The organism is Leptolyngbya boryana PCC 6306 (assembly GCF_000353285.1).
Taxonomy (GTDB): Bacteria; Cyanobacteriota; Cyanobacteriia; order Leptolyngbyales; family Leptolyngbyaceae; genus Leptolyngbya; species Leptolyngbya boryana.
In genome coordinates, this window is the sequence record NZ_KB731324.1 from 5848273 (window position 1) to 5862563 (window position 14291).

Consider the following 14291-nt stretch of genomic DNA (forward strand, 5'->3'; position numbering starts at 1 on the left):
CCCCGAAACCGCTACATTTAAAGACATGGCATTGGAGAAACGCGATGTTTAATTTAGGCTGGGTTGAAATTGGAGTCATTTGCCTCGTTGCGCTGCTCATCTTTGGGCCGAAAAAGATTCCTGAACTGGGGGGAACTTTTGGCAAAACGCTGCGGAACTTTAAAGAAGGTATGACTCAAGCGGATGAGCCAGACGAGATTGAACCTGGCGACGATCGCTAAATCCTTAAGTACGGTCGTCCTAGAAAATTAGACGGTTATCCTCCCTCGTTGGTTTGCAAATTCCCTCGGTAGAGTGGGGTGTAGAACTACAGGAAAGTTTACAACTGTAGGTAGTTCACGCTCCTCTGCTGTTGGCGCATTTGTCAACGCAGACCTCGCATAGTGGAGAAAGCCCGATGTTTGAATACTTCACCGATCAGGCGATCGAGACCATCATGTTTGCCCAAGAAGAAGCCCGCCGACTGCGGCAGAACTCTGTGGGCACAGAAGCAGTTTTGCTGGGCTTACTCAGACAGGATGATACGATCGCCGTATCGGTCTTGCATGAATTGGGCGCAGACCTAAGCAAAGTGCGCTCAGAGGTCGAAAAAATTGTCGGTTATGGAAATGGTGCGTCGTTTGGAGAACTTCCCTTTACGCCCAAAACGCGCCAAATCCTGGAACGAGCGCTACAACAAGCCCAGATGATGGGAATGCGCTACGTTCGTGCAGAACACATTTTATTAGCCTTAGTCGATGACAACCAAGGCGTTGCCATCAAAGTCTTGAGCCAATTGGGTCTAAATCCAGCTGAAATCCGTGCCCACATCACCCGCGCTCAAGCGGAACCGATGGCAGTAGGACAACCGACTGCACCTCGAAAAGCGGCTGGCTCGAATAAATTAGTCGCTCTGAACGAGTTTGGGACAAATTTGACCCAGATGGCAGCAGAAGGAAAGCTCGATCCCATGATTGGACGGCAGAAGGAACTCGATCGCGTCATCCAAATTCTCGGTCGCCGCTCCAAAAATAATCCAGTTTTAGTCGGCGAACCGGGTGTGGGTAAAACTGCGATCGCAGAAGGACTCGCCCAACGAATTTACGACCAAGCCGTGCCTGAGATTTTGCAAGATCGGCAAGTCTTTATGCTCGATATGGGCGGGTTGCTGGCAGGAACTCGCTTTAGAGGTGAATTCGAGGAACGCATGAAGCAGATTCTCGATGAAGTTCAGCAGTCCGGTAACGTCATTTTATTCATTGACGAAATTCATACCCTCGTTGGCGCAGGTTCAATCGGGGGCGGAATGGATGCCGCGAATTTGATGAAACCTGCTTTGGCACGCGGTCTGTTGCAGTGCATTGGCGCGACGACTTTGGACGAGTATCGTCAACATATTGAGCAAGATGCCGCCTTAGAAAGGCGATTCCAACCCGTCATGGTGGGCGAACCCAGTGTTGAAGAAACGATCGACATTCTTCGAGGATTGCGCGATCGCTATGAGCAACACCACCAATTACTCATTGACGATGCAGCAGTAGAAGCAGCGGCAAAATTAGCCGATCGTTATATTACCGACCGATTCTTGCCGGATAAAGCGATCGACTTAATCGACGAAGCAGGCTCTTTAGTGCGATTACGGCATACCAATCCTGCCTTAAAAGCTCTGAAGAAAGAACTCCGGCAAGTGCAGAAAGAAAAACAAGCGACCGTCGCAGCGCAAGATTTTGACAAAGCTGGCACACTCCGCGATCGAGAATTAGAACTTGAACGCGAATTGTCTGCTGGAGTTCCAGAGGCTGCAATGCCGACTGTGACCGAAGAAGATATCGCGCAAGTTGTCGCATCTTGGACAGGTGTTCCGGTTAGCAAACTGACGGAATCTGAATCAGCGATGCTGCTGCATTTAGACGACGTTCTGCATCAGCGAGTCATTGGACAAAATGAAGCAGTGAGCGCAGTCGCACGAGCAATTAAGCGCGCTCGCGTTGGACTGCAAAGCGCCGATCGCCCGATCGCATCCTTCATTTTCTCAGGACCGACAGGTGTCGGGAAGACGGAACTCGCAAAAGCTTTGGCAGTTGCGGTGTTTGGCTCAGAGGATGCCATGATTCGGTTAGACATGTCCGAATATATGGAATCTCACACCGTCTCGAAATTGATTGGCTCGCCTCCTGGCTATATCGGCTATGACGAAGGCGGACAGTTGACCGAAGCGGTTCGCCGCAACCCCTATACCGTCATTCTGTTTGATGAAGTCGAGAAAGCGCACCCAGATGTCTTTAATCTGATGCTGCAATTACTCGATGATGGTCGTTTGACCGATGCAAAAGGGCGCACGGTCAGCTTCAAGAATACCTTGTTGATCATGACTTCAAACTTAGGGTCAAAAGTGATCGAGAAAGGTGGCGCAGGTTTAGGATTTGCGACTGAAACGGGTTCCTCAGATAGCGTCCAGTACAATCGCATCCGGACTCTCGTGAATGACGAGTTGAAGCAATACTTCCGTCCAGAATTTCTCAACCGCGTGGACGAGATAATTGTCTTCCGTCAACTGACTCGCCCTGAAATCATTGAGATTGCTGACTTGATGATTCAAGAGGCAGCAACTCGGATTGCAGAGCAAGGCATCTCGCTCGAAGTCAGCGATCGCTTCAAAGAACGAGTCGTTGTAGACGGTTACAACCCCAGTTATGGAGCACGTCCATTGCGTCGCGCGATTGCTCGGTTACTCGAAGATAGTTTGGCTGAAGCCTTCTTAGCAGGTCAAATTCAGAGGGGAGACACCGCGATCGCCGATGTCGATGATGATCAGCAAGTGGTGATCAAAGCTGTGAAAATGCCCGTCTCGATCGCCGCTTCTGCGTAGTTTTTCTTCGCAAATCTACCCTAAATAACTCTTGATCAAAAGCCTTATGTATCTACATAGGGCTTTTTTCTGTGTTCTTCGCTTCAGGGAGTCACAACAGGCTTAAAAGTTACCCCTCTTCTGCCTCGTAGAAGCTTACTTGAACAAGCTATCATTCAGACAATCCTGTCATTCTGAACGGCGATTTGGACAAATCGTCACGAATCAGAGCTAAAAGCGAATAATGCTACAAATTTCTAGAACTGTGAGTATTCCCGATGATGAGATTGAGATGAGGGCAGTCCGTTCTCAGGGAGCGGGTGGACAAAATGTGAATAAAGTTTCCACAGCGATTCATCTTCGATTTGATATTCAAGCTTCGACATTGCCCGATCGTTATAAAGAAAAACTGCTAAAGCTCAGTGATCATCGGATTACAAAAGAAGGAGTCATTGTCATTAAATCGCAAGAGCATCGCAGCCAAGAGCAGAACCGGGAAGAAGCATTGCAACGACTTCGAGCACTGATTCAGAGTGCAATGATTGTGCCCAAGCCTCGTAAGCCCAGTCAGCCGACCCGCAGTTCTCAGAGGAAACGGTTAGATTCCAAAACTCGCCGCAGTCAAATTAAATCGATGCGCGGAAAAGTAACCGATGAGTCGAGTTGATATCCAGTTCGCCGCTTCAGTTATTAAGGGAATCGCCAAACCCCATAAAACGGAATAAGATATAGTTCTTATGTTCTGCTTCGTTTTACTTGCCTCATGCCCACCAAGCTCCTGATCGTCGAAAGCCCCGGCAAAGTGAAAAAGCTCAGCCAAATTCTCGGCTCAGATTGGTTGGTCAAAGCCAGTATGGGACATGTTCGGGAACTCGCCAATGATGGCATTGACTCTCTCGGATTCGAGCTAGAACCTGGCAAAGTCAAGTGCCGATTTGTCCCCAGAGGAACCCGTGGCAAAGAGACGATCGCGCAACTCAAATCCGCCGTCCAAAAAGTCAACACCGTCTACCTTGCCACCGACGACGATCGAGAAGGCGAAACGATCGCATGGCATCTGCAACAAGCACTCCATCTCAAACAACCGCAGCGCGTTGTTTACAGCGAAATTACGGCACCTGCGGTTAAAAGAGCGATCGCTCATCCCCGCCCTCTCAATCAAAACCTCGTCGATGCTGGACTCTGCCGCACCGTCCTCGACAAACTCGTCGGCTACAAAGGCTCCCCCTTGCTCTGGAAATTGCAGAATGGAGCAAAATCAATGGGACGAGTGCAGAGCGCCACACTTCATATTCTGTGCGATCGCGAACGTCAAATCGAAGCGTTTGTCCCACAAGATTATTGGAATGTCTTTGTCGAATATGCAGAAGGCTTTCGCGCTTTCTACCACGGCTCAGACACGCCTGAAGCTGAAGCTACACCAGATGATGCAACTCCCGCTAATGAACGCAGCACTCCCGAATCAACTCGCGTGCTCAGCCAAGCTGAAGCCGATCGCTTAGTTCAACAAGCCCAAGCTTATCCGCATCACATTTTGTCGATCGAGGGCAAAATCGTAAACCGTACCCCGCCACCGCCCTTTGTGACTTCTAGCTTGCAGCAAGCGGCTGGCTCGCGCCTTAAGTTTAGTCCTGAAAAAACGATGCAGGTCGCGCAGTCGCTCTATGAAGCGGGACATATCACCTACATGCGAACGGATAGCATCGAACTCAGCCCAGAGTATTGCAATGCAGCCCGACAATGGCTCACAGACCATGATCCAGACAATGTTCCGAAGAAAGTGACGAACCATCGGAAAGTAAAAGGCTCACAAGAAGCCCACGAAGCAATCCGCCCAACTGATATCAATCGAGCGTCGGCTCAACTGAAACTCGAACTTTCAAGTGATGAATTTGCCCTGTATGTGTTGATTTGGAAACGTGCGATCGCATCTCAATGTCAGCCTGCTCAGGTGCGCCAGACTCGAATTTTGACGCGATCGGGCAACATTTCTTGGCAAGCCAAAGGACAAGTGATTGAATTTGCAGGCTACAGCAAGTACTGGAATAACTTAAGTGCTGATGTTGAATTGCCCTTGTTGCAAGCTAATCAGCCTTTAACCTTAACGCAAGCAGCACACGAACAAAAGCAAACCCAACCTCCGCCTCGTTACAGCGAACCCAAATTAGTTCAAGTCATGGAACGGCAAGGAATTGGACGACCGAGCACCTATGCTCCGACAATTCTTACTTTGAAAGAACGAGCTTACGTAGATGTGGTGAAAGGAGTGTTGCAACCTACTGCTCTAGGTTTAGATGTCGATCGCTTTTTAGCTGATGCTTTGCCGGATTTACTTCAATCTGCATTCACCGCTGAGATGGAGCGATCGCTCGATCACATTGCAGCAGGTCAGCAAAATTGGCAAAAGTATCTCACAGCTTGGAATGAGACGTACTTTGAACCCGCGTTATTAAAAGCAGAGCGAATTCTTCCGCAACATTTAACGAATTCGCCCATTCCACGATCGACAAAGCAACTTCAACTCTCTAGAACTCGCTGCCCAAGCTGTGAAAAGCCGCTTGCTAAAGTTCCAAGTAGCAAAGTCAAAAAGAAATACTTTCTCAAATGTGTGGAAGGTTGTGAGAATGTTGTTTTGTTTTGGTCTGAGCGATCGAAACGTTGGGAAGCTCCACAAGCCAAAAGCGATCGATCTGAGTTAGCAAAACCACAACTCACCGATTTTTCCTGTCCAGTTTGCCGAAAAGCGTTAGAACGCTATGACTATCAAAAAGAAGGACAGACGAAAGCGTTACTCCGTTGTTCAAATCCCAAAGCCAGAACAGATCCTAAGCACAAAGATGTGGTTTACTTCCAAACAGAAAAAGGTTGGTGGAGTCCAAAATTTGGAGAACTAAAACCAACCTAATTGTTCGATCGTGTTGTTATGCAGACCAATCTATCGGTTGGGGTAATAGTTGAAAGGTTATCGGTTAGCCACAAATGCCTCAGAAATTTATTATGAAGGCGATGGGAAATCTTAACGTTAGTGCTTGAAGCATGGAGTAAAATGTACAAGCCTTAACTAAAAATTTCTATGATTCGATTGACCATACCCCATGACACAAGTGCATTACTTGCTTTGGCAGAGGCAACAGGGCTTTTCGAGTCAAATCAAATTGAAGAACTCGCTCAAATGCTAAATCAGCATTTCAGTAACGAAACAGATAGCCAAGGTGTATGGCTAACCGACTACGATAATGAGCCAGTGGGGGTTGCCTACGTTGCGCCAGAACGTATGACAGACGGGACATGGAATCTCTATCTGATTGCTATTCATCCCAACCACCAAAAACAGGGACGCGGAGCCGTGTTGTTGCGATATGTCGAGCAAATGCTCGCTGAGCGCGGCGAGCGTGTGCTACTAGTGGAAACATCTGGAACGGACGACTTTGAATACGTCCGCGCATTTTACCGCAACAATGATTACGTGGAGGAAGCGAGAATTCGCGATTTCTACACAGACGGTGTCGATAAAATTGTCTTTCGCAAGTCACTGAGAAGTGTTGCTGCATAACATAATCCCGTTGCACACCGACCGTATCGAGTTGGTTGGTTGGGAACGAAAATTTACTAGCGGCGGGTGAGCGGGATCGTTAGTTCGCGTTATTTAGATTGTTTACTATACTGTCCGTAATACGTTCCGTTCTCGACAAGAATGAGTAACAGACCCTTCAAGGTACTTTTCTCGAACTCAATGGTGGTTAGCAGGCACAAAAAACAGTAAAACAGTTTGTCGCGTTGATAGAGCGAGTTGAACGGCTAGAGTGAGCCTGCTGAGGCTTGAAATTTACCGAGCAATAGTAACATAAACTGTAGGGATAGCTTGGAAAATAGCTGACTAGAATGCTTATTGTCAAACCGCACTTTAATCTGGAACCTCAATGATGATAATTGCTGAACAGATTTATGCACTCGTGAAATCTCTTCCTCAAGATCAAGCAAACGAAGTCCTGACTTTTGCTGAATTTATTCATGCTAAACATCTCAAGGATAATCAATCATTGAGTACAGTAAGCTCAACGGACTGGTCAGAGTTCGTTTATTCTCTGGATGGAGCATGGGTAGAAGACTTTCCTACCCTAGAAGCAATTCGTGCTGAATCAGGACAGGACACCCTGCGGGAGAGCCTTTAGATGTATGTTTTGGATACCAATACCCTGATCTACTACTTCAAAGCACAAGGGCTGCCCATTGGTTCACTAGATATTTTAATTGCAGGAACAACCCTGACACTTCAGGCAACTCTTGTCACCCATAATGTCAACGAGTTTTCCCGAGTTTCGGGACTGGCGATCGCAGATTGGTATTGACGGTTCATCAGTAAGCTTCAAACTGCTCCCACAGCCTGTAGATAGAGCAGAAATAACGAATTGACTGGATCGCAGTCGATTTACTCTAAACCTAACTCGCGCTTCAGCAAACTAATCGACTTACTGACAATAAAATTCTCGCAACAAATCACTTGCGGCGGACGAATAATATCATCCCGCGAAGCCGAAATCGTCGCCTTCACCGTCGCACAACTCACGTGATCAAAACTAAAAATCGTCTGTGCAGTTCTCACCATCGCATTGAGTTTGTAGCGATCGTTCACCTGCGCCGTCATGACCAACAAATCATCTCCGCGTAAACTGTGAATAATCACCTCAGCCACGCCAACCGTTCCCGCACTCAAACTGACAATCCCGAGGCAAGTTCCCTTCGGCATCGTCTTCACCATCTTCAATTCCTGCTCAAAGTCATAAATATCAACCGGAATCACCCGCGCCGCTTTTGGCATCGCGATCGCTTCCGCTTGAGCAATGAAATATCGACTCGTGACCACCGTACTCGATCTCGTCTGATCTAACACTTGCGCCAGTTCTTCCATTGGAACAAGCTGCATCGGAATTGCCAGAGCGCGTTCTAACTCCCGCATCAACACTTCCCCATTGGCAATGTCATGCAGCGGAGCCGTGACCAGAACCGAAGCACTACACCGCAATCTCCAATCGATTTCTGCTAGAAATAATTCTCGTGCTTGTCCGAGCGAACATCCTTGTTTCACAAGCTCATCTAAGCTGGTTTGGATAATTTTATGCGCTTGGGGATATTGCTCAAGCAGAGGCGATTTAATATGCGCTGCGGTGTCATCATGCCCCTGGTCGCGTACATAAATTCCTGAACCCGCTTGGGCATCTACGACCCCTGCATCTTCAAGCTGGCGATAGACCTTACTAATCGTATTGCGGTGCAGCCCGGTTTGCATTGCCAACTGACGCGTACTCGGCAAGCGATGTCCCGGTGGAAATTGCCGCGATGCGATCGCGAATAAAATCTGGTTATAGAGTTGAGTTGATGCCGGGATATCACTATCTGGCTGAATATGAAACTGCACCATGCCCGTGCCTCAAGCTACGTTCTCTAAATAATTTTTACCGTGCAAATCCTTACATTATTCGTTAATCAGAATCTGCTTTTATCGTCCACTAGTTTAAGTGCCACACTGGATAAAGAAGTTGGGTATTTTTTCGGTTTGTCATTTGATTTACTTTGGCGCATCAGTATTATTTCTGACTTGCTTAAACCTTGAATCTAACTCGCTTTCAACCCCTTCACTCACCTCAATGGCAACAGTATAACTCGTAGAATTTCGATTGCCTTTTTTGAAAAAATCCGTGATGTAGGTTATCTAGGTTTCTCTTTTTTTGAACTGTAAAGATAAATAAAGCTTCTGCTGATTTTTTTGGCAAGTTTTGGTTAAAAATACTGAGAGTTGCAGTGTGAACGATCGTGAATTCCTCTTGGATCAAAATTTCTAACCCATCTCTCGACATTGATGCTTATCTGGCTGAACCCAATTCGCCAACTTCAGCGGCGATCATTGTCATTCAAGAAATCTTTGGCGTAAATCCCCACATTCGAGATGTGACAGAACGATTCGCGCAAGCCGGATATGTCGCGATCGCGCCCGCGATTTTTCAGCGAACGGCTCCTGGATTTGAAGTCGGATATAGCCAAGAAGAGACAAAACTTGGGCGATCACATAAAGATCAAACTCAAGCGGACGAATTGTTAAGCGATTTGCAAGCGACGATCGATTATCTAAAAGCGAAAGGCATTCAGAAAATTGGGGTGATCGGCTTCTGCTTTGGTGGACACGTTGCCTATTTAGCGGCAACCCTGCCAGACATTCAATCCACCGCTTCATTTTATGGTGCAGGCATTGTCACGATGACTCCAGGTGGAGGGGAGCCGACCGTTTCTCGAACTCCAGACATTCAAGGAACGCTCTACGCCTTTTTTGGAACCCAAGATCCGTTAATTCCGGTTGAACACATTGATCAAATTGAAGCGGCGCTCAAAGCGCACCATATTGATCACCAAGTGTTTCGGTATCCAGTAGGGCATGGTTTTTTCTGCGATCGACGGGCTGATTATGATCCGACTGCCGCCGCTGATGCTTGGGAGAAAGTTAACGCGTTGTTTTCGAGATTGAAGGACTAAAATGGAAAGCTGATACTTTGTTTCTTAGGACCTATCTCCAATGCCATCTCGATCGACAGATGCTTCCTTTTCGATGGAAGATTTCGCAAAAGCCTTAGAGCAACACGATTATGAGTTTCAGAAAGGAAAACTCGTGACGGGTAAAGCCTTTAGCTACGAAAGCGATGGGGCATTAGTTGATATTGGAGGCAAGTCTCCTGCGTTTCTGCCGATCGAAGAAGCGAGTGTGCGGCGCGTGAATGATGTTTCGGCTGTGCTGCCTTTGGATGAAGAACGCGAATTCATTATTGTTCGCGAACAAGATGCGGATGGACGAGTAACCATTTCGCTGCGTCAGCTTGAGGTGCGGAAAGTTTGGGAACGCTTAGCCGATTTGCAGGCGAACAATCAGAGTGTCCAAGTCCGGGTCACGGGAATGAATAAAGGCGGCGTGACTGTAGATGTTCAAGGACTGCGGGGCTTTATTCCGCGATCGCATCTGGTTGAGCGTGAAAATTTAGAAGCGCTGAAAGGACAAACGCTATCCGCAACGTTCTTAGAATTGGATCGCGATCGCAACAAAATTGTTTTATCGAACCGTCTAGCGGCTCGGACTGTGAATTTCAGTCAGCTCGAAGTTGGGCAAGTCGTGACTGCAACGATTACCAGTTTGAAGCCGTTTGGTGCGTTTGCCGAGTTTGATAGCACAACAGGGTTATTGCACATTAATCAGATCAGCAAGAACTATGTTGAATCGCTATCTTCACTGCTGAAAGTTGGGCAAGAAATTAAGGCGATGATTGTGGATCTCGATGAAGGTCGCGGTCGGATTTCGCTTTCGACACGGGTGTTTGAGAACTATCCGGGAGAAGCGATCGAAGATTTTGCGAAACTGATGGACGAAGCAGAATCGCGGCAAGAACGAGCCAAGAAAAACTTACTGGGATAGGTTCCTGATAAATCTTGTTGCAGCAGCGACTCTGGAGAAATCTAGGGTCGCTACAATTTTTCTGAACGCGATCGCAACACTTTTCTTATGGCAAAGAAGCAGAAACCTCAATCCTCAAAATCATCCAAAGGATTTGGGACAAAAAATTTAGCCCCTGAATTACAAAAAGCGATCGGGCTAGCTGCGCGGGAAAAATGGGCTGAAGCGCGCGATATTTTAGAACGCTTAAGTGAGGATTATCCGAACAACACAGAAATCCTGCTGATGTTGAGCAATTGCTGCTATGAGATGCAGGATATGTTGGCATTTCAGCGCGTCAGTGAACGGTTGGTTGAGCTTGAACCGAATAATGCAGATGCAGCGTTTGCTTTAGGGCAAACCTATCTCACTAATTCTCATTTTTTACTGGCGCTACAAACGCTACAGTCTGCGATCGCACGTTGGTCAGATTATCCCAATGCTGAAGAGATCAACGAGATCATCAGCAAAATTGAATCGCAAGTGGATGAATTACTTGGAGAAGCTGGCTTAGTTGGTGAAGCAGGGTTTGAAATTGCGATCTTGCATGAACGCGGACAGGCTGCGCTAGAAGTAGGCGATTATGCAAGAGCTAGACAACTCGAAGAGCAAGTTTTAGAGCGCAAACCAGATTTTGTCGCTGCGAGTAATAATTTGAGTCTGATCGAATTCTTGCAAGACAACCTTGAAGGCGCGATCGCAGTTTGCACTCAAGTTCTGGAAACTCAACCGAATAACATTCACGCGCTGTCGAATTTAGTGCGTTATTACTGTTTAATCGGCAAATTAGACGAGGCTCAGCAAATCGGCGATCGCTTGAAAGCAAGTCAAGCTTCTGCCTGGGATGCTTGGACGAAAAAAATGGAAGGATTGAGCTTCTTGGGAGACGATCAAAGTGTCGTTGAGGTGTTTCAACAAGCCGAAAAAGAAGGCGACCCCGAAATTGCTTCTGCAATGTTCTTCCATTTGGCTGGGGTGGCATTTGCAAGATTAGGACAATCCTCAGAAGCTCGAAAGCATTGGAAGAAGGCGTTAGAAGTCTCTCCCGGATTTGAGCTAGCACGATCGAATCTCGATAATCTGAATCGTATGACAGGTGAACCCGCTTGGGCTTTTCCGTTCAGTCATTGGTTCACACCTATCGCTTTAAAAGCGGTGGAAAAAGCAATGCGATCGGGACAATCTTCTGAGAAAGCCTTTCAGAAATCGATGCAAATTTGCCTGCAAGACCACCCGGAAATCAAAGCGGTTATCCCAATTTTGTTCGATCGTGGAGATCCAGCCGGACGACATCTGGCTTTTGTGATCGCTTCAAATCTAGCAACGCCTGAGTTTCTAGAGATGTTAAAGGATTTTGCATTGAGTCAGCAGGGATCAGATTCGATGCGCCATGAGGCAGCCATTCAAGTGGCTGAAGCTGGATTGTTGCCGACGGAAAATGTTCGGATGTGGTTGCAAGGAGAATGGCGAGAGATTTCGTTGATTTCCTATGAGTTCTATGATGAGTCGCCTTATAAGCGATCGAAAAAAGCAAATGACCTGATGCGATCAGCTTTGAACAAGTTGCGATTCGAAGACAAAGCAGAAGCAGAAGAGGCAGAGCAGTTATTGAGACAGGTTCTAGAACTGTATCCTGATTCACCGGATGTTTTGAATAATATTGCTGCATCCTATGACATCCAAGAGCGAACTGAAGACATGCTTGCACTGATCCAGGAGATCATCGATCGATTTCCAAATTATGTCCCTGCGCGTGCTTCGATGGCTCAATATCATTTACACAATAAAAACATTGAAGCGGCTGACACACTGCTGAAGCCAATGATTTCTAGAAAACGTTGGCATATCGATGATTTTGCAACGTTCTCTAATTCGTATTTGCAGTTACTACTGGCGCAGAAAGAGACAAAAGCCGCCCAACTTTGGCTGAATCTGTGGGCTGGAGTTGAGCCAGATCGAATTGATGTGCAGCAATGGCAAAGACGATTAGCACCCTCATCTTTCCTCGATGATCTTGACCCAGTAACGCGTCTTAAACGGTGAAGCACTCTCTTAGAAGTTGAAAACTAGGATGGTCAGCAACATATTGGAATTGAGTCTCACGATCGAGAACTGTGTGAATTGGAATCACTTCCATCACACAGTTCGTATAAGCGATCGCTTCAAATTCCCACACTAAATCCGGTGTCCAAGTCTTCTCAATCACATTGCTCAACGAACTGAGAAGATGCGATCGCAATAATCCTGGCAAAATTCCATCGACTAAAGGTGGAGTCCACCAACCATTGTCTTTCCAACCCCAAAGCGTACCTGTACTCGATTCGAGCCAGTTGCCATTTAAATCCGTCAGAATTGCTTCTTGAGCATTTAACCGCTGAGCAGTTTGGAGAGCGAGCCAAGGGGCAAGGTAGTTTCCTGTCTTATGTTGAGGAAGCGATCGCGAAAGTTCAGATCCTGCGACCCAAGCTGTAATGCCTTTTTGCTGACGCTCTGCTAAATCAACTGGCAGAGATCGACCTGCAACCCATTCTCGTCCATCTGGAAAAACGACAATTCTTAGAACTGGATAGTCATTTGAGAGCCATTCCGCGCCAGATCGAATGTTGTCCCAATTAGGAGATTGCCAGTGGAAATCCGCGATCGTCGTTTCTAAGCGATCGCAATGCCCCTTCCAATTTGTCAATTCATGATCTAAGGATTGGTAAACTCGCAGGGTCGTAAAAGTTGTAGCACCATAGATTAAACCTGGATCAGTGATGGAGAGTTGAATTTGATCCCCTGCAATGGCGCTTCCGTTGTACCAATATTTCACAGTAACCCCATTTCTCTTAAGCCTTGTTGCAGCCTCTCAGCTTCGGGAGAATTCTGCTGTTGGTGCAGATCGATCGCAGTCTGAAACGCTGCTACACTCTCAGGCACTTGTCCCAATTTCAGTAACACGACCCCCAGATTTTGATAAGCCTCAGCGTAATTTGGATTCAGCGCGATCGCTTGATTGTAATGCGCGATCGCCGATGAGAATTGTCCCATTGCTTTTAAGGTTGCGCCTAAATTGCAATGCGCGATCGCAAAATTCGGATCAATCTTTAATGCCTGCTGAAACAGAATTTGGGCGTTTTGCAAATCCCCGGCATCTTTCAGTAAACTCGCTAAATTATTGACGGCTCCTAATTTCAGCTTCGGTAGAATTGGCTGCTGAATGGCTTGCTGGTAATGATGGGCAGCTTGCTCGATTTCATTCAGTTGCACATGCACACTGCCTAAATGGTAATGCAGTTCATATTGCGTCGCAGCATCCTCGACTGTAGACAAACCTCGCTCTAAAAGTTCGATGCCTTTCGCCGTTTCACCTATCTGAACATAGAGCGCGCCGAGCTTACTACAAACATACGGATCATTGGGATGAGTTGCCAGAAAGCCTTCCATTGTCGATCGCGCCTTATTCACCTTGTCACGCCCAGCAATCACATCTGCCTGATAACCTTCATGTAAAATCGCGACTTCCGAAATCGCGCCAATCTTCCAATGCGGCTCTCGTTTCAGCAACGCCTCAACTTGATCATCAATCATGGCGTGATACGGACGAGAAAACCAAATCTCAGGATGCCGTCGAAATAATCGCGAAATTAATGAATAGGGAGACTGAGCTGCTCCAATTTCTTGCCGAACTAAATTAAACACAAGATAGTCATCTTGCGCGATCGCCTGTTTCAAGGTCGGCACAATCTCTGGAACTAAGACCTCATCCGCATCTAATACCAAAATCCAATCGCCATGAACATACTTCAGCGATTCATTGCGGGCGGCAGAAAAATCATTCCGCCATTCAAAAGAGTGAACTTCTGCACCAAAAGACTTGGCAATTTCTATTGTGCGATCGCTCGATCCAGTGTCCAAAACCACCATCTCATCGACCACATTCTGAACGCTAGACAAGCAGCGCGGCAGATTTTCCGCCTCATTTTTGACAATGATACAAAAACTCAGTTGCAT

13 protein-coding genes are annotated in these 14291 nt (G+C 47.0%); 10 read left to right on the forward strand and 3 right to left on the reverse strand.

Features of this window, described 5'->3' with window-relative positions; genetic code table 11:
- Window positions 1–44 precede the first annotated feature (44 nt).
- The 7 genes from LEPBO_RS0129180 (at window position 45) to LEPBO_RS43475 (ending at window position 7176) form a co-directional block, all read left to right on the forward strand.
- Window positions 45–221 carry a Sec-independent protein translocase subunit TatA/TatB gene (locus tag LEPBO_RS0129180; protein ID WP_017291139.1) on the forward strand — a complete coding sequence of 59 codons (177 nt, stop codon included), beginning with the start codon at window positions 45–47 and terminating at the stop codon, window positions 219–221.
- 176 nt (window positions 222–397) lie between these two features.
- Window positions 398–2848, forward strand: coding sequence for an ATP-dependent Clp protease ATP-binding subunit (locus LEPBO_RS0129185; protein WP_017291140.1), 2451 nt, complete (start codon window positions 398–400; stop codon window positions 2846–2848).
- Between the two features lie 223 nt (window positions 2849–3071).
- A complete protein-coding gene (arfB, locus tag LEPBO_RS0129190) occupies window positions 3072–3494 on the forward strand; it encodes an alternative ribosome rescue aminoacyl-tRNA hydrolase ArfB (protein ID WP_017291141.1) in 423 nt (140 codons plus the stop codon).
- 96 nt (window positions 3495–3590) lie between these two features.
- Window positions 3591–5732, forward strand: a complete 2142-nt coding sequence (topA, locus tag LEPBO_RS0129195; RefSeq protein WP_017291142.1) for a type I DNA topoisomerase — start codon at window positions 3591–3593, stop codon at window positions 5730–5732.
- 168 nt (window positions 5733–5900) lie between these two features.
- Window positions 5901–6380, forward strand: a complete 480-nt coding sequence (locus LEPBO_RS0129200) for a GNAT family N-acetyltransferase (protein WP_017291143.1) — start codon at window positions 5901–5903, stop codon at window positions 6378–6380.
- A gap of 367 nt (window positions 6381–6747) precedes the next feature.
- The gene (locus LEPBO_RS0129205) at window positions 6748–6999 is read left to right on the forward strand and encodes a DUF2281 domain-containing protein (protein WP_017291144.1); all 252 of its coding nucleotides are present in this window, start codon (window positions 6748–6750) and stop codon (window positions 6997–6999) included.
- Window positions 7000–7176 carry a PIN domain-containing protein gene (locus LEPBO_RS43475; RefSeq protein ID WP_017291145.1) on the forward strand — a complete coding sequence of 59 codons (177 nt, stop codon included), beginning with the start codon at window positions 7000–7002 and terminating at the stop codon, window positions 7174–7176.
- An 80-nt stretch (window positions 7177–7256) separates the two neighbouring features.
- Here the strand turns inward: LEPBO_RS43475 and LEPBO_RS0129215 are convergent, their stop codons facing one another.
- A complete protein-coding gene (locus LEPBO_RS0129215) occupies window positions 7257–8246 on the reverse strand; it encodes a GntR family transcriptional regulator (protein WP_017291146.1) in 990 nt (329 codons plus the stop codon).
- 392 nt (window positions 8247–8638) lie between these two features.
- On the opposite strand from LEPBO_RS0129215, the gene LEPBO_RS0129220 reads away from it, so the two are divergent.
- The 3 genes from LEPBO_RS0129220 to LEPBO_RS0129230 all read left to right on the forward strand — a co-directional run bounded on the left by LEPBO_RS0129220 (window position 8639) and on the right by LEPBO_RS0129230 (window position 12341).
- Window positions 8639–9352: a dienelactone hydrolase family protein gene (locus LEPBO_RS0129220; protein ID WP_017291147.1), complete on the forward strand. Its 714-nt coding sequence runs from the start codon at window positions 8639–8641 to the stop codon at window positions 9350–9352.
- A gap of 40 nt (window positions 9353–9392) precedes the next feature.
- Entirely contained in the window at window positions 9393–10280 is an 888-nt protein-coding gene (locus LEPBO_RS0129225; RefSeq protein WP_017291148.1) for a S1 RNA-binding domain-containing protein, read from the forward strand.
- A gap of 87 nt (window positions 10281–10367) precedes the next feature.
- Complete coding sequence (locus LEPBO_RS0129230) at window positions 10368–12341, forward strand: tetratricopeptide repeat protein (RefSeq protein ID WP_017291149.1); 1974 nt, start codon at window positions 10368–10370, stop codon at window positions 12339–12341.
- On the opposite strand, the gene LEPBO_RS0129235 is transcribed toward LEPBO_RS0129230, so the two are convergent.
- Window positions 12331–13110, reverse strand: coding sequence for an aminotransferase class IV (locus tag LEPBO_RS0129235; protein ID WP_017291150.1), 780 nt, complete (start codon window positions 13108–13110; stop codon window positions 12331–12333). The two genes, LEPBO_RS0129230 and LEPBO_RS0129235, sit on opposite strands and share 11 nt — an antisense overlap.
- Window positions 13107–14291, reverse strand: coding sequence for a tetratricopeptide repeat protein (locus LEPBO_RS0129240; RefSeq protein ID WP_017291151.1), 1185 nt, complete (start codon window positions 14289–14291; stop codon window positions 13107–13109). The genes LEPBO_RS0129235 and LEPBO_RS0129240 overlap by 4 nt, the downstream gene beginning before the upstream one ends.

What these genes read in the sequence shown, in the direction of transcription:
- LEPBO_RS0129180 (WP_017291139.1), top strand. Translation starts at nt 45, where the DNA reads ATGTTTAATTTAGGCTGGGTTGAAATTGGAGTCATTTGCCTCGTTGCG.
- LEPBO_RS0129185 (WP_017291140.1), top strand. Translation starts at nt 398, where the DNA reads ATGTTTGAATACTTCACCGATCAGGCGATCGAGACCATCATGTTTGCC.
- arfB (WP_017291141.1), top strand. Translation starts at nt 3,072, where the DNA reads ATGCTACAAATTTCTAGAACTGTGAGTATTCCCGATGATGAGATTGAG.
- topA (WP_017291142.1), top strand. Translation starts at nt 3,591, where the DNA reads ATGCCCACCAAGCTCCTGATCGTCGAAAGCCCCGGCAAAGTGAAAAAG.
- LEPBO_RS0129200 (WP_017291143.1), top strand. Translation starts at nt 5,901, where the DNA reads ATGATTCGATTGACCATACCCCATGACACAAGTGCATTACTTGCTTTG.
- LEPBO_RS0129205 (WP_017291144.1), top strand. Translation starts at nt 6,748, where the DNA reads ATGATGATAATTGCTGAACAGATTTATGCACTCGTGAAATCTCTTCCT.
- LEPBO_RS43475 (WP_017291145.1), top strand. Translation starts at nt 7,000, where the DNA reads ATGTATGTTTTGGATACCAATACCCTGATCTACTACTTCAAAGCACAA.
- LEPBO_RS0129215 (WP_017291146.1), bottom strand. Translation starts at nt 8,246, where the DNA reads ATGGTGCAGTTTCATATTCAGCCAGATAGTGATATCCCGGCATCAACT.
- LEPBO_RS0129225 (WP_017291148.1), top strand. Translation starts at nt 9,393, where the DNA reads ATGCCATCTCGATCGACAGATGCTTCCTTTTCGATGGAAGATTTCGCA.
- LEPBO_RS0129230 (WP_017291149.1), top strand. Translation starts at nt 10,368, where the DNA reads ATGGCAAAGAAGCAGAAACCTCAATCCTCAAAATCATCCAAAGGATTT.
- LEPBO_RS0129240 (WP_017291151.1), bottom strand. Translation starts at nt 14,291, where the DNA reads ATGCAACTGAGTTTTTGTATCATTGTCAAAAATGAGGCGGAAAATCTG.